This window comes from Hallella faecis (genome assembly GCF_018789675.1).
In the GTDB taxonomy this organism is placed as follows: domain Bacteria; phylum Bacteroidota; class Bacteroidia; order Bacteroidales; family Bacteroidaceae; genus Prevotella; species Prevotella faecis.
The window spans coordinates 1-23,030 of sequence record NZ_JAHKBE010000037.1 but is presented as its reverse complement, the minus strand read 5'-3'; the positions used below and the strand labels follow the sequence as shown (position 1 = coordinate 23,030).

14 protein-coding genes are annotated in these 23,030 nt (G+C 58.4%); 7 read left to right on the top strand and 7 right to left on the bottom strand.

Annotated features, from left to right (window positions below; all coding sequences use genetic code 11):
• Positions 1 to 295: 295 nt before the first annotated feature.
• The 4 genes from KM934_RS09045 to KM934_RS09030 form a co-directional block, all read right to left on the bottom strand.
• Positions 296 to 1,753, bottom strand: coding sequence for an Outer membrane protein SusF domain-containing protein (locus KM934_RS09045; protein WP_215760299.1), 1,458 nt, complete (start codon positions 1,751 to 1,753; stop codon positions 296 to 298).
• Between the two features lie 90 nt (positions 1,754 to 1,843).
• Positions 1,844 to 3,031, bottom strand: coding sequence for a SusF/SusE family outer membrane protein (locus KM934_RS09040; RefSeq protein WP_215760298.1), 1,188 nt, complete (start codon positions 3,029 to 3,031; stop codon positions 1,844 to 1,846).
• A 34-nt stretch (positions 3,032 to 3,065) separates the two neighbouring features.
• Positions 3,066 to 4,775 (bottom strand): starch-binding outer membrane lipoprotein SusD, encoded by a 1,710-nt coding sequence (gene susD, locus KM934_RS09035; RefSeq protein ID WP_215760297.1) that lies wholly within the window; start codon positions 4,773 to 4,775, stop codon positions 3,066 to 3,068.
• Positions 4,776 to 4,825: 50 nt separating this feature from the next.
• The gene (locus KM934_RS09030) at positions 4,826 to 7,840 is read right to left on the bottom strand and encodes a SusC/RagA family TonB-linked outer membrane protein (RefSeq protein WP_215760296.1); all 3,015 of its coding nucleotides are present in this window, start codon (positions 7,838 to 7,840) and stop codon (positions 4,826 to 4,828) included.
• A gap of 332 nt (positions 7,841 to 8,172) precedes the next feature.
• On the opposite strand from KM934_RS09030, the gene KM934_RS09025 reads away from it, so the two are divergent.
• The 7 genes from KM934_RS09025 (at position 8,173) to KM934_RS08995 (ending at position 21,962) form a co-directional block, all read left to right on the top strand.
• Positions 8,173 to 9,198, top strand: coding sequence for a LacI family DNA-binding transcriptional regulator (locus KM934_RS09025; RefSeq protein WP_215760295.1), 1,026 nt, complete (start codon positions 8,173 to 8,175; stop codon positions 9,196 to 9,198).
• 206 nt (positions 9,199 to 9,404) lie between these two features.
• Entirely contained in the window at positions 9,405 to 10,733 is a 1,329-nt protein-coding gene (locus KM934_RS09020; RefSeq protein WP_215760294.1) for an MFS transporter, read from the top strand.
• Entirely contained in the window at positions 10,730 to 13,423 is a 2,694-nt protein-coding gene (locus KM934_RS09015) for a 4-alpha-glucanotransferase (protein WP_215760293.1), read from the top strand. The genes KM934_RS09020 and KM934_RS09015 overlap by 4 nt, the downstream gene beginning before the upstream one ends.
• Before the next feature lie 10 nt (positions 13,424 to 13,433).
• Positions 13,434 to 15,575, top strand: coding sequence for a glycoside hydrolase family 97 protein (locus KM934_RS09010; protein ID WP_215760292.1), 2,142 nt, complete (start codon positions 13,434 to 13,436; stop codon positions 15,573 to 15,575).
• 21 nt (positions 15,576 to 15,596) lie between these two features.
• Positions 15,597 to 17,531, top strand: a complete 1,935-nt coding sequence (gene pulA / locus KM934_RS09005) for a type I pullulanase (protein WP_215760291.1) — start codon at positions 15,597 to 15,599, stop codon at positions 17,529 to 17,531.
• A gap of 432 nt (positions 17,532 to 17,963) precedes the next feature.
• The gene (locus tag KM934_RS09000) at positions 17,964 to 19,901 is read left to right on the top strand and encodes a glycoside hydrolase family 13 protein (RefSeq protein ID WP_215760290.1); all 1,938 of its coding nucleotides are present in this window, start codon (positions 17,964 to 17,966) and stop codon (positions 19,899 to 19,901) included.
• 18 nt (positions 19,902 to 19,919) lie between these two features.
• Positions 19,920 to 21,962, top strand: coding sequence for an alpha-amylase family glycosyl hydrolase (locus KM934_RS08995; protein WP_215760289.1), 2,043 nt, complete (start codon positions 19,920 to 19,922; stop codon positions 21,960 to 21,962).
• A 123-nt stretch (positions 21,963 to 22,085) separates the two neighbouring features.
• Here the strand turns inward: KM934_RS08995 and KM934_RS08990 are convergent, their stop codons facing one another.
• From KM934_RS08990 to KM934_RS08980, 3 genes are all read right to left on the bottom strand, one after another.
• Positions 22,086 to 22,184, bottom strand: a complete 99-nt coding sequence (locus tag KM934_RS08990) for a smalltalk protein (RefSeq protein WP_215760288.1) — start codon at positions 22,182 to 22,184, stop codon at positions 22,086 to 22,088.
• Positions 22,185 to 22,223: 39 nt separating this feature from the next.
• A complete protein-coding gene (locus KM934_RS08985; RefSeq protein WP_215760287.1) occupies positions 22,224 to 22,700 on the bottom strand; it encodes an HU family DNA-binding protein in 477 nt (158 codons plus the stop codon).
• A 23-nt stretch (positions 22,701 to 22,723) separates the two neighbouring features.
• On the bottom strand, positions 22,724 to 23,030 hold a 307-nt coding region (locus KM934_RS08980), incomplete at its 5' end, for a hypothetical protein (protein ID WP_215760286.1).

The window sequence follows — 23,030 nt, the reverse complement described above, 5'->3', positions numbered from 1 at the left end:
CGCCTCTCGTAGACGGCAGCAAAGATAGCCCGGGAACGCTGAGCGACCAAAAAAAGGCCAAATTATTATGTTTATTTAAAAAATCGATGAAATGAAACTTCACGAAAAGTAAAGCGTTCCGACAATGTATATAGATTTAACGGTTTTCCGTAATGCGGAATGGGTCCGTCGGATGTTGAGCGATTGAATGGGGAATGGGCACTGAACCGCATAAATACAAAGAGGGCGGGCAATGGCATCACGCCATTGCCCGCCCAGCATTAAAAGAGACTATCGAGATTTGGGGCGATAACTGTTAGTTGACAGCCACAAACATAAACTGGCCGGTGATATCGTTGAAATAGATGTCGTAGGTTCCAGCCGGAATGTTGAGGTTGTCGCCACCTGCCGCAGCGCAGTAGATCATGTCGGCGAGAGCGGCCGTCTGTCCACCCCAACTGGTGGTCCATTCGTGGTCGGCGCGGAACTTCATCTCAGTCGCTGCGGTGAACTTGTGGCGGAGATACCAGTTGTGGGGAGCCGTCTGAGTCATGTCGACGTCGGCTTTCCAGTCGTTGAATCCACCTATGATGCTCACGTGTGAGAACGCCTGTGGCTCCTGGTTGTCGAGCTTCGTCCATGAGTACTTCTTGCTTGACATGTCGATGGTGAGCGTGTAGTAGGCACCCTTCTCGGGGCACACGAAGGCGTTGGCGCCACTGTTCACGAGGTCGCCCTCGGCAGCCGTCTCGCCGTCGGTAACGCTACCCCATGCCAAGTTCCAATTGTTGATGTTGGCACGGTTCCATATCTTCAGGTTGGCGTCGCCTGTCCACTGCGTGGTGATGGAAGCCTTCGATCCGCCCTCGTTGTAGAAGGCGAGCTTCGAGGCAGCCTCAGCGTTCCATCCGTAGACCCCACCCACCATGTAATAAGAGTCGGCGCGCACCACGCTGTAGGTGTAGTCGATCATGTTGAGCGTGATGACGTATGTGCCAGCATCGACAATCTTTCCAGCCTGCGGGTTGTCGGTAACGAGCGTGCCCGCGTCGCTGATGTCGCCATCCTTCGCAGTTCCCAGCACGCCCTGTGCCCAGAGGTTGTTGGCGTCGATGTTCTCCTGCGGAATGATCTTCCAGCACTGGTTGGTGCCCGTTGTGGTGAGGGTGAATGTGAATATAGGATCCTCATACACATCCTTGTCGGAGCGGCTGAACTTATAGTTGGGCAACGACGTTTCGTTGAGCGACCATGAGTTGAAGTCGCCCACGATGTAATAAGCCTTTGAGATAAACGGTGCCTTGGGCGACACGTTCACGCTGATCTCGCCAGCGTCGACGAAGAGCGCCTGACCGTTGGCCACCACATCGCTGTAGACGTGCGCCTTGAACGGGCGTGCCGACGGGCGCTTGCCGTAAGCCTTCACCACAGCCGTCTGCAAGGCCGTGCTGTCGATGGTTCCCTCGTTGGTGGCGTCGAGCTCCTGCGGAAGGGTGTAGGCGGCAGCCTCATCGGTCGGCGTGAGCACCACACGGGTGTGGCCGAGCTGCGCGCCCTCAGGCAGCGTAGCCGTAGAGAGGCTGAACACCTTCACATCCGTGCCGGGGTTGGCCAGGTTCACATCGCCGGCGGCCGAAGCCGTAAATCCCGGTATGGTGATGGCGCTATCCTGGTCGTTGTGTTGCGGCGCCATCCAATCGTCGTAGTCGCCGCTGCAGCTCATGAAGGAAAGACCCACAAAAGCCGCCAAGCTATATAACAATGTTTTTTTCATGGTTGTTGATTTTTTAAGATTTCACTCCTTTCCAGATGGCCACGGGGGGTCGGGCGGCACCCCACTCCACCCGTAGCCTTAATGAAAAAGTTATTTCACCTCACCTGTGTTCTTGTCGAAGTTCACATAGAGTTTCTGTCCGGGAGCGCAGCTCACCGAGTATTCGGGGCCAGCGTTGGCAGACCAGTTCTCGGGAATGTTGATGTCGCGGAAATAGAGGCTGCCATTGAGGAGCGTAAACTCCGTGCGCCACCACTCCACATTGGGGATGTGGATGTAGGCGCGCAGCTCGCCCGTACCGGTGAAGGCCGGCGATACCCACTCGCCGTTCTGGTCGGCAGGAGCCTGCATGGCCGCAGCGGGGCTGGCCTCATCCCATGTACCGGCGGCGTTGCCCATGATGTAAGCCTCGCCCGGATAGATATGGAGCTTGTAGTTGATGGCCTTCTTGTCGGCGGTCATCTCACCATCGAAGAGCAGCGCATACCATCCGCCGTTGGCCAGCACGATGTTGTCGTCGTCGTTGTTCGACACGCCTGCACCAGCCTGGTCGTCGATGGTGATGCGTCCGTAACCACGCCAGTCGCCCTCGGCTGTTCCCCACTTGAAGGCACCGCCAGCCGGCACATACACCATGGTGTAATACTGACCCTGCAAGCCATAGACGGCGGGCACCTGCTTCCAGCTGCTCCATGCCTCCTGGATCGACGATCCTACGACATAGAGGCAACCCGGATACTCCACATCGGGAGCCTGATACTGGGCGCGCACCTGAGGCAGCGTGATGACGTTGGAGAATGTCTCGCCGAGGTTCTCCGTCATGGTGCCGTCGATGATGGCGCGCAAGCGAACGTAGACGGGCAGTGTGGCCGGCACGTCGGCGTCAGGGTTGGCAGCCTGGAAGAGGTCCACCACGGCATTGTTAAACTCCACGGCGTTGGCGTTCATCTTAGCCTTGGTGAACGAGGTGGAGAGCTCCTTGAAGGCCGCCTCACTGTTGGTCTGGCCGAAGGTGGGGTCGAGCGACACCTGCACGAAGTAGCGCACCAGGTAGGGCACACCCTCGCCATAGTTGGGCTGCGAGCAAGTAAGCTCCACGCCCTCCGACTTTGCCAGGTCGTAAATGTTTTCGGCATACGCCGGTGTATTGAGCACGAAGCCCTCGGCCACGTGGCTCAGGTCCAGTGTCGGGTTGCTGTCGCGATCCTCGTCGCAAGCGGCGAAGAGGAACGGCAACACGAGCAACGGAAGCGTCATGAGTTTATGTAGATATTTCATGATCCAAAGTCTTTATGGTTATTCGGAAAAACTATTAATAGTTCGGATTCTGGTGGAGGTTGGGGTTGCCCGAGATCTCGTTGGCCGGAATCGGATAGATGTTGTAGTGGCTGTCGACACCCACACCGTTGGGCTGGCCGCCCTTGAAGCTCCAGAGATACTGGCTGCTGGTGTAAAGCCCGAAGCGCACGAGGTCGCTGCGGCGGCGTCCTTCGAGGTAGAACTCGCGGCACCACTCATCGAGGATGTCGTTGAGCGAGAGCGACTTGGCCACGTTGGTGCGGTGGGCGCGCTGCTGCAGCACCTTGATGTCGGCAAGGGCAGCGTCCTTGTAGCCCAGGCGGTAGTTGGCCTCAGCGCGTGTGAGGTAGATCTCAGCCAGACGGAAGAGGGGCACGTCGGTGTCGCAGAAGTTCTGGTCGTGAACCTGTCCGCCATCGGTGCGCACGTTCGACCATTTCACGATCGACACACCGTCGAAGAAGTTCTTGATCGACTTGTCGGGCTCCAGTCGGCGCACACCACCGGCGTAGCCGGCGTAGAACAGCGCGCGGTCGTCGCCAGCCTTGCTGACGAGCTCGGCTGTGCTGCCGCCGAGCACCTGGTCCATGGCGATGATGTCGGCCTCACTGAGGCTGCCGGCGTCGAGCTGGTTGTCGGACAGATACTTTTTGTAAGCGTCGGTGCAAGCCTTGTTGTCGGCGTTGGGCAGGTCGAGGGTGGGGATAAACTTACCCACGAGGTTCTTGCGTGCGAAGACACACTGCCAGGGGTTGTTCTGGTAGAAATAGGGCATACCGCCGCAGCGTGTACCATTGATGAGCATGGTCGTTGCGCCGTGGTTGCGCGTCTTCAGTCCGTCCTGGCGGATGGGGAAGATAATCTCCTGCATGGCCTCGGGATTCTCGTCGTTGTCGGCCATGAAGAGCTGCTGGTAACCGGTGTAACCGTTCTTCTCGGCCCTACAGAGGTCGTAGGCGTGAGAATTCAGAATACTGTCGCAGTAGTCCTTGGCCTTCTTATAATCGTTGATCTGGCCGTCGGTGTAGACCATGGCGTTGAGCGCCAGGCGAGCGTGGAGGGCAAAGGCCGCACCGCGGTCGGCGCGTCCGAAGTTCTTGGCGTTGCAGTAGGCACCCACATTCTTCATCAGCGGCTCGATGGCCGTGAGCTCCTCATCGATCCACTTGTAGAGGTCGACGCCGCTCTTCTCGGTAGGCAGGTCGCCGTTAAACTCCACCTTGAACGGAGCCTTGTGGAAGAGGTCGAGGAAATGGTAGTAGTTGAGACAGCGCAGGAAGCGCACCTCAGCCACCTCGTCGTCGGGGAGCTTGCCCGTCTGCTCGCTGATAAACTGGTTGTGGAGCGTGATGTCGTAGGCCAAACGCTGGTAGCACCAGTTGACACGCGGCGAGGCCGACGTCCATGCCATGTTGGTGATAGGCATGATGTCCTGGTTGTCCTGCCAGGCCCAGAGCACCTCGTCGGAGTTGAGCTCATTGAGGTTGAACACAGTGCGGTAGAATCCGCTCTCACCCTCGTCGGTGCCCATATCAGGGTTACCGTCAGGACCTTTCTGACCGGTGAGTCCGAGTGTGCCATACTGCTTGGCCAGCAGTTCCTCCACCTTATACGACGGCGAGGTCTGCGGGTCGATGGGCGAAATGTTCAGATCGTCAGCGCACGACACGACGGCCATGCTGATGAGGGCCAGCGCTGCGCTTTTCAATATGATGTGTTTCATGATTGTAAATGCTTAGTTAGATGGTTTTTATCCGTTGATGGTTTGCACGGTTAGAAATCGAAGTGCACACCGAGCTGGAAGCTCACTGGGCGCGGGTACGGATCCTTGTCGACGCCATTGGCCACCTCGGGGTCGAGACCCTTATACTTGGTGATGATGAATGGGTTCTGCACGGTGAAGTAGACGCGTCCGGCGAAATACTCGTGCGATCCACACTTCATGAGTGCCGGGAAGGTGTAGCCGAGGGTGATGTTGGAGCACTTGAGGAACGATGCGTTGCGAATGAAGTAGTCGCTGACGCTGTTCATGGCGGTGGTCAGTCCGGTGAATCCGAGAGCCACAGCCTCAGGATTGCTGTTCTCGAAGGCGCCGTGGCTGTAGAGTCCTGAGTCGCACACCTTAGCCTTGTTGGCGAGGTTGTAATAGTACACATAGTTGCCGAGCGAAGCGCGGAGCGAGAAGCTCAGGTCCCAGTTCTTGTAGAGGAACTTCGATGTGAGACCCATGATCACGTCGGGTGCCGGGCTCTTGTAGTAGTAGCGGTCGCCATCGTCGATCACGCCATTGTGGTCGCGGTCAACATAGAGACCCTCGATGGGCTTGCCGTTGTCGTCGTAGACCTGCTGGTAAACGAAGAACGAGTTGATGGGCTCACCCACCTTGTTGCGTTGCAAACGGGTTGAGGTACCGCGCGCGGCCGTGGTGGAGTTGACCCACACCCAGTCTTGTGCGCCGGCCTTGAGCTCGGTGATCTTGTTCTTGTTCCATCCCACATTGTAGGTCACGGCCCATGTGAAGTCCTTGGTGACGATGGGCTTGGCGTCGATGGAGAACTCCAGGCCGTAGTTGCGGAGCGAACCGATGTTCTGCAGCAGCTGGTCGCCGAAGGTGGTTCCTGCCGTTGCCGACACGTTGGCCAGCAGGTCGCGTGTGTTGCGGATGTATCCGTCGATGCTGAAGCCAACGCGGTTGTTGAGCGCGCTGAAGTCGACACCCACGTTCCATGTCTCGGTCTTCTCCCATGTGAGCTTGCCGTTATACTTGTTGGGTCGCATGGTGTAATAATAGGTGTCGCCGAAGGCATACTGCGAGAACTGGTCGCCGCGCACATAGACGGGAGCGTAGTAGAAGTCGTCGATGCCGTTCTGCTGACCGGTCTTACCCCAGTCGAAGCGGAGCTTCAAGTTGTTGAGCCAATGAATGTTGGCCATGAAGGGCTCCTCGCTCATTCTCCATGCCAAGGCAGCTGATGGGAAGTAGCCCCACTTGTGGCCTTTGGCGAAGCGCGATGATCCGTCGGCGCGGAAGGTGGCGGTGAGCAGGTAGCGGTCGAGCAGGTTGTAGTTGAATCGGCCGAAGTACGACACAAGCGAGTTGTGTGTGGCCCATTCGGTCTCGCTTCTGAGCTTCTCGTTGTAAGCCTCGCCGGTCAGCGGGTTGGTACCCTTTCCGTAGGTGCCTGTTCCCGTGCGGTGGTAGTGCGACTGCTCTGCGCCTGCCATGATGTCCACATGGTGGTCGCCAAACTGGTGCATGTATTGTGCGTAGGCGTTGCCCACGATGTTATACTTGTAATAATCCATAAACTCCTGGCGGCCATAGTAGTTGTCGCTGTAAGAGGTGCGCGCCACATCGGTGGTCTGGCTGGTGGCGGTGTACTGCGCGCCGAGGCTGGCGTGGATATGGAGGTCTTCGAAACCGTGGATCTTATAGTCGACCTCGGCGTTGCCGCTGATATCGTTGGCGTTGGCCACGCAATGCTTGTTGTTGAGCATGGCCACAGGGTTCTGCGGTGTTTGCGAGTAAGAGGTCTTGGTCCAGTTGGGGTCGTTGAACGAAGCGCCCTGGAGGGTCTGGTAATAGCCACCCACCACGCTGTAGTCGGGATCGTCGGTGCGCACGGGACGTGTGGGATCCATGGCCAGGGCGGCTCCGATGGCTCCTGGGTCGGCGTAGCGGTCCTTCTCATACATATACTTGGCCGTAAAGTTGAAGTTGAGGTGCTTGTCGAGGAACGAGGGCGCCACGTTCACGCTGCTGTTGAAACGGTGCATCCAGCTGGTGCGGAGAATACCGTTGGCGGCGTTGTAGCCTGCGCTCACACGGTAGGGCATGTTCTTCAGGCCGCCCTGCATGCTCACGCTGTGGCTGGTCGACACGGCGGTGCGCAGAATCTCGTCCTGCCAGTCGGTGTCGGCGTCGCCAAGGAGGTTGGTGTCGATGCCCTTCGATTCGGCGAGTTTCTTAAGCTCTGACGCGTTGAGCGTATCGTATTTCTTGCGCACGGTCGAAACCGTTACATCGCCGTTGTAGGAGAAGGTGGGGCGCTGTCCGCTGCTTCCCTTCTTGGTGGTGATGATCACCACACCGTTGCTGGCGCGCGATCCGTAGATGGCTGTTGCCGAGGCGCTCTTGAGCACGGTGAAGGTCTCAATGTCCGACGGGTTGATGTTGGCGAGGATGTTGCTCATGCCCGTTGCGGTGTTGTTGTCGATGACGAGTCCGTCGATGACATACAACGGGTCGTTACTGGCCGAGAGCGAGGCACCACCACGGATGCGGATCTGCGCTCCTGCGCCTGGCGATCCACCGTCGGTCTGCACATCCACACCGGCCACCTTACCTACGAGAAGGTCGGAGGCGTTGTTGGTTACGCCCTTCGTGAGCTCATCGGGCTTCATGACGGTCACCGATCCTGTGAGGTCGGCCTTCTTGGCCTTACCGTAACCGATGACCACCATGTCTTTCAACTGGGTGGCTCCGGCTTCCTTCATCACCACGTCGACGTTTTGCCCGGCCGTGACGGTGGCGGGCTCATAGCCAATAAATGAGATGGTGATGGTCGATTTGGGGTTGGCAGAAATGGTAAAGTTACCATTGGCGTCGGTGATGGCTCCGCCCTCAACGCCTGCCACACGCACGGTGGCACCGATGATGGGTTCTCCCGTGGCATCCTTCACATGTCCTTTCACGACAACCTGTTGCGCGAAAGCACTTGCCGAAAGGAACAAGCCGCCTGTAAGGGCTGCAATCCTCAAGGTGTTAGAGAATTTAACATGCTTCATGGTTCATATTGTTTAGGTTGATTAATAATTGTCTCGTCTGTTTGCCTATTGCTTGGAGTCTGCAAAAGAGGCCAGTTGTCCCACGCCTGCGTCCATAACAATATATAGGGTAGGGTTGGTGGCTATTCTCCTTGTTTCTCCAGGGCGAAAGGTAGATGTCGTTAGATTACAGTGCAAATTTACGACGCTTTGCCATAGGTTGATACTCCTTTTTTCATAAATCCGCCAAAATTCGTGTGCAAACGTTTGCATAATGCAAAAAGTTAAAATGGCAAAAAAGAGCATCAAGTTACTCATTATTGGCGTAAATTTGCAGCCGTAAGACCAGATATATGGATAAGAAGCAAGCTACTACGATGAAGGACATAGCCGAGCATTTCGGCGTGTCGGTCTCCACTGTCTCGCGCGCACTGAGCGGATGCAAAAAGGTGCGGCAGGAGAAGCGCGACGCCATCTGCGCCTACGCCAAGGAGCTCAACTTCTCGCCCAACGACCTGGCCCAATCGCTCAGAAACAATCGGCGACACGCCCTGAAGGTCATCGGCGTGATCGTGCCCGAGATAACCCATTACTACTTTGCGTCGGTGCTCACGGGCATCGAGGAGACGGCCTCCGAGCGTGGCTACCAAATAGTGATCACCATGAGCGGCGAGCACTATGAGCGCGAGCGACAAATCTGCCAGATGTTCGACACGGAGCCCGTGTGCGGCGTCATCATGTCGCAGGCCAAGGAAACCACGCAGTACGACCATTTCCAGATGCTGCTCGACAAGGGCCTGCCGCTGGTGTTCTTCGACCGCATCTGCACGGGCATCAACGCCAGCCTTGTGGTGGTCGACGACTACATGGGGGCGTTCAAGGCCGTGACGCACCTCATCGAAACGGGCTGCCGCCGCATAGCCTTCTATGGCATGGCGGGCAAGGCCGAGGTGGGCAAGAACCGCTACAACGGCTACCGCGACGCCCTGCTCAAGGCGGGTCTGAAGCCCGACGACTCGTTGGCCATCGTGTGCGACAACCGCAGCGACGCCGAGCGCCTCACACCCAACATCCTCAGGCGCGACGACCGACCCGACGCGTTCTTCTGCGTGAACGACGACACGGCCATCGGTGTGATGTACACGGCCAAGCGCATGGGATTCAACATTCCCGACGACGTGGCGGTGTGTGGATTCACCAACGGCAGCCGCGCCGTGGCATGCGACCCGCAGCTCACCACCGTGGAGCAACGTGGCGTGGAGGTGGGGCGCGAGGCCGCCAACATCCTCATCGACAAGGTGGAGGGCCTGACCGACCCCGACAAGGTGGAGAAACGGGTGGTGAAAACCCGACTCGTGGTCAGAGGAAGCTCGAAATGACAATGTGGAATGTGAAGTGTGACAACCACACTGCACATCCGCAACAACATACGTACGAAAGTACGGAAATACGGAAATACATACGTTCGTAGGAACTTGCGTAAGCAAATACGTTCGTAGGAACACCCCAGCCGCCGCAATGCGCGTTCGCCAACCACGATGGCGCATGGGCAAAACTTAGACCTAACAACAACCTAAACAATATCATGAAACAAAAAGAAGATTTAAGCTTTTGGAAGCTTTGGAACCTGAGCTTCGGCTTCTTCGGTGTGCAGATTGCCTACGCCCTGCAGAGCGCCAACATATCGAGGATATTCGCCACACTGGGAGCCGACCCCCACTCTCTCAGCTATTTCTGGATTTTGCCGCCGCTCATGGGCATCATCGTGCAGCCCATCGTGGGAACGCTGAGCGACCGCACCTGGTGCCGATTCGGACGGCGAATACCCTACCTCTTCATCGGATCGGCTGTGGCGGTGGCGGTGATGTGCCTGCTGCCCAACGCGGGATCGCTTGGCATGGCCGTGAGCACCGCCATGGTGTTCGGACTGGTGTCGCTGATGTTTCTCGACACGAGCATCAACATGGCCATGCAGCCCTTTAAGATGCTCGTGGGCGACATGGTGAACGAGCGGCAGAAGTCGTTTGCCTATTCCATACAGAGCTTCCTCTGCAACTCGGGCTCGCTGGCCGGCTACGTGTTCCCCTTCCTGTTTACCGCCTGCGGCATCGCCAACGAGGCGCCGAAGGGTGTGGTGCCCGACTCGGTGATCTTTTCGTTCTACATCGGAGCCATCATCCTCATCCTGTGTGTGCTCTACACCACGCTTACCGTGAAGGAATGGAACCCGAAGGAATATGCCGAATACAACGAGCGCAAGCCGGAGGCCGACGAGGAGAAGGCCGGGTGGATTACGCTGCTGCGCAACGCGCCGTCGACGTTCTGGAAGGTCGGACTGGTGCAGTTCTTCTGCTGGGCGGCGTTCATGTATATGTGGACCTACACCAACGGCACCATCGCCGACACCGTGTGGCACACCTCCAACGTGGCCTCGAAGGCTTACCAGGAGGCAGGCAACTGGGTGGGCGTGCTCTTCTTCTGGCAGGCGCTGGGAAGCGTGGTGTGGGCCGTGGTGCTGCCGCGCATCAAGAACGAGCGATGGGCCTACGCCATCAGTCTGCTCATCGGCGCCGTGGGATTCGCCATGGTGCCCTTCATCCACAACGAGAACCTGTTGGTGCTGCCCTATGTGCTCATAGGATGTGCGTGGGCCGCCATGCTCGCCATGCCGTTCGCCTTTGTGACCAACGCGCTGGAGGGCTACGGCCACAAGGGCGCATACCTCGGACTGTTCAACGGCACCATCTGCCTGCCGCAAATCGTGGCGGCCGCCTGTGGTGGCACACTGCTCGCCATGGTGGGATCGCACCAATACAACATGATGCTCGTGGCGGCAGCGCTGCTCGCACTCGGCGCCCTCAGCGTGTCGCTCATCAATAAGAACAACCCCCAAAACCTTACAATACAACAATGAACATTCTTTTCAACCTGCAATATGCCACGGTGTTTGGAGAGACGCTCCAACTGAACGTGGTGGACCGTAACGGCGCCAAGGCGCAAACCTACGGCATGAACATGACCGCCGACAAAACGTGGACTTGCCAGATGGCGGTCGACACGTCGGTGACCCACATCGACTATTACTTCAGCGTGGACCGCGGAGGCCAGGAGGAACGGCACGAGTGGACCACCATCACCCACCGACTGGAGCTCAACGGCAAGAAGACCGACACCTACCTCGTGAGCAACCGATGGCAAGACATTCCAGGCGACTCGTACCTCTACAGCTCGGCGTTCACCGACTGTGTGAACCGTCGAAACCACAGCCGAATGAAGGCGTCAGCCTACGCCAAGACGCTGCGCCTCGTGGTGCGCGCACCGCAACTGAGAGGCGGATGCCAACTGGCGGTGGTGGGCGAGGACAAGGCCCTGGGCCAATGGATTGCCGACAAGGCCGTGAGGATGGTGGAGCACAACCACAACGAATGGGTGGCCGACCTCAACCTCAGGGACTTTGCCAACGCCGGCACCACGGAGTTTAAGTTTGTGGCTTGGACCGACAAGGGCGACCTGCTCTGGGAAACGGGAGCCAACCGCCGCCTCGAACTGCCCATGGCCGACAACGGACAGATGGTGGTGAGGGAACTCGACCAGGCGTTCTTCGAGATCTACAATGAGCGACTGGCCGGCACGCTCATACCCGTGTTCTCACTGCGCACACGGGGCAGCTTTGGCGTGGGCGACTTCGGCGACCTGAAGCGCATGGTCGACTGGGTGGCCGAAACCGAGCAGCGGGTGCTGCAGGTGCTGCCCATCAACGACACCACGTCGACACACACCTGGACCGACTCGTACCCCTACTCGGCCATCAGCATCTTCGCCCTTCACCCACAGTTTGTGGACCTCAGGCAGTTGCCGCCCATCGCCGACAAGAAGAAGGCGGCCGAGATGGAGGCGCTCAGAAAGAAACTCAACGCCCTGAGCCAGATCGACTATGAGCAGGTGAACAACGCCAAGACCGAATACCTGCGCATCATCTTCAAGCAGGAGGGCGAGGCCGTGATGAAGACCACCCACTTCCGCAAGTTTATGGCCGAAAATGAGCATTGGCTGGTGCCCTACGCACAATACTGCCATCTCCGCGACACGCTGGGGACGGTAGATTTCAGCCAGTGGAAGGGCCATGAGCAATGGCACGAGGCCGACCGCGGCGCGCTGAGAAACCCACGCACCGAGGAATACCGCGAGGTGGCGTTCTACTACTATGTGCAGTATGTGCTCCACAAGCAGATGCAGGAGGCACACGAGTATGCCAAGGCGAGGGGCGTGGTGCTCAAGGGCGACATTCCCATCGGCGTGAACCGCTGCGGATGCGACGTGTGGCACGAGCCGCAATACTTCAACCTCAACGCGCAGGCCGGTGCGCCGCCCGACGCCTTCTCCGTCAACGGACAAAACTGGGGATTTCCCACCTACAACTGGCAGCGCATGATCGACGACGGATGCCAGTGGTGGATACGCCGCTTCCAGAACATGGCGAAGTATTTCGACGCCTACCGCATCGACCACGTGCTGGGATTCTTCCGCATCTGGGCCATCCCCATCACCTGCGTCCACGGCCTGCTCGGACAGTTTGCGCCGGCACTGGGCATGTCGCGCGAGGAGATCGAGGGCTACGGACTGCACTTCCAGGAGCAACTGTTCACCACGCCGTTCATTGCCCGATGGGTGGTCGACCGCGTGTTCCGAGAGCATGCACAGGAGGTGATCGACACCTACCTCGACCATCAGCACGACGACATCTACGCCCTCAAGCCGCAATACGACACGGAGCGCAAGATTGAGGCGGCCTTCAAGGACAAGAACAGCGATGTGGACATCTGGATACGCGATGGACTCTACGCCTTGGCGAGCGACGTGCTCTTCGTGCGCGACTACAACGACCCCAACAAGTTCCACCCGCGCATCACGGCGCAGCTCAACTTCATGTATGAGGCGCTCTACGACAGCGACAAGGAGAAGTTCAACCGCATCTACAACGATTACTACTATCGCCGCAACAACAACTTCTGGTACAACGAGGCCATGAAGAAACTGCCGGTGCTGGTGCAGGCCACACGCATGCTGGTGTGTGCCGAGGACCTGGGAATGGTGCCCGACTGTGTGGCGTGGGTGATGAACGAGCTGCGCATACTCAGCCTCGAACTGCAACAGATGCCGAAGGACCCGAAGCTCACGTTTGGCGACCTTGCGCGCAATCCCTACCGCAGCGTGTGTACGCTCTCGACCCACGACATGCCGACCCTGCGACAGTGGTGGGACGAGGACTACAACCGCACGCAGGACTATTACGCCTCGAAGCTCTACCGCGGCGGAGCGGCACCCCACCCGCTGCCGGGGTGGCTGGCCAAGGAGATCGTGGCCGACCAACTGTCGTGCCCGTCGATGCTCTGCGTGCTCTTGCTGCAAGACTGGATGGCCATCGACGAGCAGCTGCGCCTGCCCGACGCAGGCGCCGAGCGCATCAACATTCCCGCCAACCCACACCACTACTGGCGCTACCGCATGCACATCAACATCGAGGACCTGCTGGCCAACACACCTTACAACAACACAATCAAGGACCTCATCACGGAGGCCGGACGACACCTGAACAACAAATAAAACCATCATCATGACGCGCAAAGACATCCTACTTCTCGCCATGGCGCTGCTGCCCATGGGCGCCGCGGCGCAAACCGTCACATCGCCCAACGGCAACGTGGTAGTGACCTTCTCGCTCTCGCCCAAGGGGCAGCCCACCTACGAGATGCAATACAAGGGGAAGGCGGTGTGCAAACCGTCGCACCTCGGACTGGAGCTCGCCAAGGACAAGCACGCCTCGAAGGGCATGGACGAGACCGACCTCATGGACGGATTTGAGGAGACCAACCACCGCACATCGACCTTCGACGAGACGTGGAAGCCGGTGTGGGGCGAAACGGCCACTATCAGAAACCACTACAACGAGATGGCCGTGGACCTGCATCAGCCGGCCACCAAGCGAAACATCACCATACGCTTCCGTGTGTACGACTATGGCATGGGACTGCGCTACGAGTTTCCGCAACAGCAGGAGCTCAACTACTTCGTCATCAAGGAGGAGCACACGCAGTTTGCCATGGCAGGCGACCACACGGCCTACTGGATTCCGGGCGACTACGACACGCAGGAGTATGAATACCAGATCACGCCGCTCACCGGCATCAGGGCCGTCATAGCCAAGAACCGCGAGGCGTATAAGGGCAACTCGTCGACGACGGTGTTCTCCGACACGGGCGTGCAAACGTCGCTCCAGATGAAAACCAGCGACGGCCTTTACATCAACATCCATGAGGCGGCATGCATAGACTATCCCACCATGCACCTCAACCTCGACGAGAAGAACCTCGTGCTCGAGTCGTGGCTCACGCCCGACGCCGTGGGACGGAAGGGATTCATACAGACGCCGTTCAACACGCCCTGGAGAACGGTGCTCGTGAGCGACGACGCACGCGACATGCTGGCCTGCAAACTGACGCTCAACCTCAATGAGCCGTGCAAGATCGAGGACACGTCGTGGATACACCCCACCAAGTACTGCGGAGTGTGGTGGAACATGATCGTTGGAACGAAGACCTGGAGCTACACCAATGATTACCCGTCGGTAAGGCTCGGCGTGACCGACTACTCGAAATGCAAGCCCAACGGCACACACGGCGCCACCACGGCGGAGGTGAAACGCTACATCGACTTCGCGGCGAAGAACGGCCTGCAAGAGGTGCTCGTGGAAGGATGGAACGTGGGATGGGAAGACTGGTTCGGGCACCAGAAGCTCGACGTGTTCGACTTTGTGACGCCCTACCCCGACTTCGACATCAAGGCGCTCAACGACTATGCCCACGCCAAGGGGGTGAAGCTCATGATGCACCACGAGACATCGAGCTCGGCGCTCAACTATGAGCGACACATGGAGGAGGCGTTCAACCTCATGAACCGCTACGGCTACGACGCCGTGAAGACGGGCTACGTGGGCGACATCATCCCACGCGGCGAGTACCACTACTCGCAACTGATGAACAACCACTACCAACGGGTCGTGGAAACGGCTGCCAAGCACCACATCATGGTCAACGCACATGAGGCCACACGACCCACGGGCATCTGCCGCACATGGCCCAACCTCGTGGGCAACGAGAGCGCCCGAGGCACGGAGTACGAGGCGTTTGGGGGCAGTGTGGCCTACCACACGGTGATGCTTCCGTTCACCCGCCTGCAGGGCGGTCCGATGGACTACACGCCGGGCATCTTCGAGACGCGACTCGCCGACTGGAGCAACAACAAGAGCTTTGTGCACTCCACGCTCTGCGGACAACTGGCGCTCTACCTCGTGATGTACTCGCCGCTGCAGATGGCAGCCGACCTGCCTGAGCACTACGAGAAATACGACGACGCCTTCCAGTTTATTCGCGACGTGGCGTGCGACTGGGACGACTCGCGCTACCTGGAGGCCGAGCCTGCCAAATACATCACCGTGGCGCGCAAGGCCAAGGGCACCGACAACTGGTTTGTGGGCGGAAAGACGGGCGAGGACGCCCATACCGCCGTGGTGCGACTCGACTTCCTCGACAAGGGGCGACGCTACGACTGCGCCATCTACCAAGACGCCAAGGAGGCCGACTACGAGAAGAACCCGAAGGCTTACCACATTCTGCACAAGACCGTGAAGAAGGGCGATGTGCTGAAAATCAAGGAGGCGCGCGGCGGCGGTTTCGCCGTGTCGCTGATGGCCAAGTAACACCCACACGCTACCCATAACATGAAAGTAAGATACTTATTGACCGTAATCTTTGCCGCCATGATGACATGGAACGCCAACGCCCAAGGGCGATTTAACGAGATGGAATATGGCAAGACGCAAACCGTGTTCCACCTCAACGCACCCTCCATGCCGAAGGTGCGCATCTACAAGGACGCGCAGGGAGGCAAACCCATCAAGACGGTGAAGATGCGGGCCTTGGGAAACAACCGCTGGGAGGCCATCCTCAAGGGCGACCTGGCAGGACGGTTCTACACCTTCGACATGGGCCTTGGCGAATGTCCGGGAACGTTCGCCAAGGCGGTGGGCGTGAACGGCAACCGAGGCGCCATACTCAACATGGCCGACACCGACCCCGAGGGATGGAGCCTCGACCAACGACCCGCGCTGGCCTCGCCCGCCGACCTCGTGATCTACGAGCTGCACATGCGCGACTTCTCCATCAGCCCCACGTCGGGGTTGCAGCACCAGGGAAAGTACTTGGCACTCACAGAGCCCCGCGCCATCGACTACCTGAAGCGGTTGGGCGTGAACGCCATCCATTTCCAACCGTTGTTCGACTATGCCTCGGTCGACGAGATGCAGCTGCAACGGCCGCAGTTCAACTGGGGCTACGACCCGAAGAACTACAATGTGCCGGAGGGTAGCTACGCCACCGACCCCTACAAGCCGGCGGTGCGCATACGCGAGATGAAGGCCATGGTGCAGGCGCTCCACAAGGCAGGCATACGCGTCATCTTCGACGCCGTGTACAACCACACGTTCGACATCGACGGAAGCAATTTCCAACGCACCTATCCCGACTATTACTACCGCAAGACGGCCGACGGACGCTACTCCAACGGGTCGGGCTGCGGCAACGAGACGGCCTCGGAGCGTCCGCTGATGCGCGAGTTTATGATAGAGAGCGTGAAATACTGGATCAACGAGTTCCACATCGATGGCTTCCGCTTCGACCTCATGGGCGCGCACGACATCGAGACGATGAACGCCATACGAGCCGCCGTCGACGAGATCGATCCTTCGATCTATATCTACGGCGAGGGATGGAGCGCCGGAGCGTGCGCCTACCCGCAAGACCAGTTGGCCGTGAAGGCGGCGGCCTACAAGCTCCACGGCATAGGGGCGTTCAGCGACGACATGCGCGACGCCCTGCGCGGACCGTTCAGCAACGACACCAAGGGGGCGTTCCTCGTCGGCTTAGGGGGCGAGGAAGAGAGCCTGAAGTTTGGCATCGTGGGCGGCATAGCCCACCCGCAGGTCGACATGGCGCGGGTGAACTACGACCACAAGCCGTGGGCCAAGGAGCCGACGCAACAGATAAGCTACGTGAGCTGTCACGACGACATGTGCCTGGTGGACCGCCTGAAGGCGACCATGCCGGGATGGAACGACGCCACGCGAAGCTACGCCGACCGCGAGGCGGAGCTCATACGCCTCGACCTGCTGGCACAGACGGCGGTGTTCACGTCGCAGGGTGTGCCGTTCATCTTGGCGGGCGAGGAGATGCTGCGCAACAAGAAGGGGGTGCACAACAGCTATGCGTCGCCCGACAGCATCAACGCGCTCAACTGGGACAACCTGAGGCGTTACCCCGAGGTGTTTGAGTATTACCGCGGATTGATCGGCCTGCGCAAGCACCATCCGGCTTTCCGCCTGGCCAAGGCCGACGCCGTGAGGGAGCACCTGGAGTTTATGGCCTCCGACCACTGTCTGGTGGCCTTCCGCCTGAAGAACCTGGAGGGCATCGACAGCTGGAACGACATCATCGTAGCGCTCAACGCGAACAAGGAGCCGAGATCGATCGTCCTTCCACAAGGCCACTACTACGTGGCGTGCTGCAACGGCGTGGTCAACGAGGAGGGCATCGGCATGCCCGTCAAGGGCCAGGCTACGGTCGACGCCCAATCGGCACTGATACTCTACCGGAAGTAAAGCTGAAACAACAAAGATTAGATTACTAAAGTTACGGATTTAGTTTCAAACGGGCTGAATGATCGTTCAAACCGAATACAATCAAGCATGCTTGAATTGCTGAGGTGAAGCCAATAATGCACGGGCTGAAAGCCCAATGAGCGCATAGCCCAGGGCAAGCGAAGCGACACCCTGGGTATGAATACAAACAACATTCCCATTAACGCCCTGAAAGGGCAAAAGCGTAATAAATACGGCACAGTCATTGAGCAAAATCTACATAAGGATGAATGCTTTTGCCCTTCCAGGGCGTCACTAACGAACCTGCTTTGACCCAGGGTGTCGCTTCGCTTGCCCTGGGCTATGCGCTGGTTGGGCTTTCAGCCCGCCCGCTTCGCGCCGGTGACTGTAAGTTCAGCCCACCCTGCCTAAATAAGAAACTCCAATTAGATTATGAAGAAAAAACTGATATCACTAATGATGCTTATGAGTGCAATGAGCATGAACGCAGCGGTGGGGGTCGACCGCATTGAACCCACCAACTGGTATGTAGGCATGAAAGACGCCTCGCTGCAACTGATGGTGCACGGCAAGGATGTGCGCAGCGCCGACGTGGAAGTGAGCTACCCGGGGGTGCGCATCGATTCTATCGCACGCCTCGACTCGCCCAACTATCTCCTCGTCTACCTCAACCTCAAAGGGGCCAAGGCGGGCGAGATGACGCTGTGCTTCAAGCAGGGCAAGCAGACCAAGAAGGTGAAATACCTGCTGAAAGACCGCGACATGGCGGGCGACAAGCGCATGGGATTCTCCAACGCCGATGTGCTCTACATGCTCATGCCCGACCGATTTGCCAATGGCAACCCACACAACGACGCCTTCAAGACCATGCGCGACAAGACGTGCGACCGCACGGCGCCAAGCCTGCGACACGGAGGCGACATGGAGGGCATTCGCCAGCATCTCGACTACTTCAAGGACCTCGGCGTGACGGCGCTGTGGTTCACGCCGTTGCTCGAGAACGACGGCCCCAACGATGGGGCACATTCTACCTACCACGGCTACGCCACCACCAACTACTACCGGGTGGATCCGCGATTCGGCACCAACGAAGAGTATAAGCGGCTCGTCGACGAGGCGCACAGCAAGGGTCTGAAGGTGGTCATGGACATGATCTTCAACCATTGCGGCATAGACCATCCGTGGGTGGCCGACATGCCATCGAAAGACTGGTTTAACACGCCAGAATGGCTCGCACCGGAAAACCAGACGGCGGCGCATCAGAAGAAACTGGGCACTATCGACGGCGCCGCCAAGGTGAACGACAAGTACTTGCAAACGAGCTACAAGCTCACGCCGGTGCTCGACCCCTACGCCAGCCAGGTGGACCTCAAGGAAACGGTAGACGGGTGGTTCGTGCCTACCATGCCCGACCTCAACCAGCGCAACCCGCACGTCATGAGGTATCTCATACAAAACAGTGAGTGGTGGATAGAGACCGTGGGCATCGACGGCATCCGCATGGACACATACCCCTACGCCGACCGCGACGGCATGGCGCTATGGATGAAGACGCTCAACAACGAATATCCCAACTTCAACACCGTGGGAGAGACGTGGGTGACGGAGCCGGCCTACACCGCCGCATGGCAGAAAGACAGCAAACTGTCGGAGAAGAACAGTTACCTCAAGACGGTGATGGATTTTGCCTTCTTCGACCGCATCAACCAGGCCAAGAACGAGGAGACCGACGGATGGTGGCAGGGATTCAACCGTATCTACAACGCGCTCTGCTACGACTATCTCTACCGCGACCCGCATCATGTGATGGCGTTCATCGAGAACCACGACACCGACCGGTTCCTCGGCAACGGCCGCGACTCGCTGGCGCTGAAGCAGGCGTTGGCCTTGCTGCTCACCATCGACCGCATACCGCAGCTCTATTATGGCACGGAGGTGCTCATGAACGGCACGAAAGAGGTGACCGACGGCAATGTGAGGCGCGACTTCCCTGGTGGATTCCCCGGCGACGAGCACAACGCCTTCACTCAGCAGGGACGCACGAAGGAGGAGAACCAGATGTTCAACTGGATCAGTCGTCTGCTCCACTGGCGACAGGGCAACGAGCTCATCACCAAGGGAAAGCAAACGCAGTTTATTCCGCAGGACGGGGTGTATGTCGTGGCGCGCACACTGCCAGGAAGGGCGGTGCTCACCATCGTGAACGGCACGTCGCACCAACGCAAGATGCACACACAGCGCTACCAGGAGGTGCTCCAAGGGGCCAAGCTGGCCAACAACATCCTCACACGACGCACCATCGACCTCACAAAGGACATCACGCTGGCGCCAAGGGCCACCATGGTGCTCGAGATCAACGCACAGCAATAAAATAACATGAAACCGTCTATGAACAAGAAATTATCATCATTGGTGGCAGCACTGGCCCTACCCGCAGCACTCATGGCGCAGGGATGGCCAGCCAACCACCAGGGCGTGATGCTGCAAGGATTCTACTGGAACAGCTTCGACGCCTCACACTGGAAAAACCTGGAGAGCCAGGCGGATGAACTCGCACAGTATTTCAACCTCGTGTGGATTCCGCAGAGTGGCAACTGCGGAGGCGAATCGATGGGATACGACGACCTCTACTGGTTCAACAACTACCAGAGTGCCTTCGGATCGGAACAGGAGCTGCGGTCGATGATCGGCAAGCTCAAGCAGAAGGGAACAGGGACCATCGCCGACGTGGTGATCAACCACAGAAAGACGCTCACCAACTGGGTAGACTTCCCAAAAGAGACGTACCAAGGAAAAACCTACCAACTGTTGTCGACCGACATCTGCAAGGACGACTGCGGCGGACAGACGGCCTCATGGGCCGCCGCCAACGGATATGCGCTCAGCAACAACAACGACACGGGCGAGGGGGTGACGTTTGCACGCGACCTCGACCATAACAGCGCTAACGTGCAGAAGAACGTGAAGGCGTATCTCCACTTCCTCCTCAACGACATGGGGTATGCGGGCGTGCGCTACGATATGGTGAAGGGCTACGCCGCCAAGTTTACGGCACTCTACAACGCCGACGCCAAACCAACGTTCTCGGTGGGCGAGTATTTCGATGGTAACAAACAACTGCTCACCAACTGGATCAATGGCACGAAGGTGAACGGGGTGATACAGAGCGCGGCGTTCGACTTCAACACTCGATATGCCGTGCGCGACGCCACAAACTATAGCAACTGGACCAAGCTCGACCACGACGGACTGGCCACCGATCCCACCTACGCGCGATACGCCGTGACCTTCGTGGAGAACCACGACACCGAACGGCGGTCAGCCTCGGAGCAGCAAGACCCTATCAAGCGCGACACGCTGGCGGCTAACGCCTACATCCTCGCCATGCCGGGTACGCCCTGTGTGTTTCTCAAGCATTGGATCGACTGCAAGGCCGACATCAAGAACATGATTCTGCTGCGTAACCTCACGGGCATCAACAACCAGAGCGCATGGAAACGCAACGGCAGTAGCGTGGCACGATACATATTCACCACTACGGGAACGAAGGGACGACTGCATGTGGCTGTGGGATCGTCGGCCAACACCTACTCGCCCGACGCCAACACATGGGCGCTCGCAGCCGAAGGGCACCACTACCGTTACTTCCTGGAGCGCACCATGCAAACGGCATGGACTTCGCTGCCTTCGGGCCATTATGATGAGGGGGCGACGGTGACGCTCAGGGCCATCGCCACAGACAAAAACGCACAACTGGTTTACACGCTCGACGGAACAGACCCCACCAGCCAAAGCACACGCGCAAACAACGGCGCCACGCTGCGCCTGCCGGAGGGCAACACCACGCTGAAGGTGGCGCTGCTCACGGGCGGCAAGGTGCTGGGCACCGTCACCAGGACTTATCAGGTGGAAGCGTTCAAGCCTTACAACATCAGCGTTAACGTCAACACCGACGCCGTGGGATGGACGTCGATGTATGTGTGGTCGTGGGGTGGCGACGGATCGCACAACCCCACAGCAAAGAGCTGGCCAGGCGACCGTGTAACGACCACCACCAAACTCGACGGCAAGACGTGGTACACGCTCCACTACGCAATCAATGCGAAGGACGATTATGTGAACTTCGTGTTCAACAGCAGCAACGGATCGGTGCAGACAGCGAATGTGCAGAATGTGAAACGCACATCCTATCTCGTTGTTACGGCAAGCAAGGATGCCAGCGGACATTACCTCGTGAAGGATGTGAGCGACAAGTACGCCACGGCCATCGCACCCATCACAACGGCCAAAGCCCATCGACCCACCACGGTGACAAGCATCGACGGTCGCACGCTACGACGCTTCAGCACCTACGTAGACGCTGCGGAGGCCACAACCGGACTTCCCGCCGGCCTCTACATCGTAAACGGCGCCAAGCTGGCAAAGCCATAAGCCTCTCGCACAGGTGGTGAACGCTCCGCCTATGAGGCAAGAAAAAACACATGAGAGGTTATAAAAAAGAAAGCTCCCCAAGCCGGCCCTGTGGCTGACTTGGGGAGCACTGTTTGAAGAGGGTTAGAGACAACTGTTCAGGCCGAGGGTGGTGGCCACGGCGGTGAGGATGCTCAGCGCCAGTTGCACAATGTTCTTCCAGGTTTGACGAGATAGTTTCATGATGCGTGTGTTAGTGTTGTTAGATGTGAGACGAATGGGTTACGCCTTGGGATCGGTGGGAGTCTTAGCGTCGACCACAGCGTTCTTGGGAGCCTCCTTGGCGGTGACGCCCTGGAGCAAATCCTTCACGTAGTTGCCGGCGCGGCGGTTCTTGTCCGTCACCTGACCGTTGCCCACGAAGTGGATCTCGGGAGCGAAGAGCACACGGAAGTTCTTCACGTTCTGCGCTCCAAACTCGGCGCTGGTGGCGGCGGCAACGGTGTTTATGCCCACCTTAAACGCGCCGATGCCATCGAGCACCACCTTCTGCGAGTTCTGCAAATGCTGCTTCATAGCCTCTGAGGCCCCTGCGAGCACCGCCAACACATCAGCGTAGGTCACGGTGGTGGCGTGCGAGATCTCGGAGGCGAGATCCTTGGTCGACACGGTGTTGAGGATGACGCTGCGGCCATACCACTTGCCATAGTTCTTGTTACCCTCGCGCTTCTCCTGATACTTACGATAAAATACTGCCATAATTGTTTTTCTGTGTTTTAAGGTTAATAATGATTGTGAGTGTTTGTGTTGATACCGTAGCATGCGCCCCGCGGTGGCGTCGCCTTGGTTTTAACGATTGCAAAGGTAGTGGGTTTGGCGTAAAGCACCAAACGGCAAAAGGAAAGGTAGCAAGCCACGCCCAGCCCCAAACGCCCGAGCGTCCAGCCTCCCCCACCCCAAGCGCCCGAGCCCCACCCATGCCCAAGCATCCAGCCTCCCCCACCCCTTTCGAAAGCCAAACCCTCCACCCCGCGAAAGCCAAAACCCTCCCACCCCGCGAAAGCCATTTTCGGGCGCATATTTGCGCCC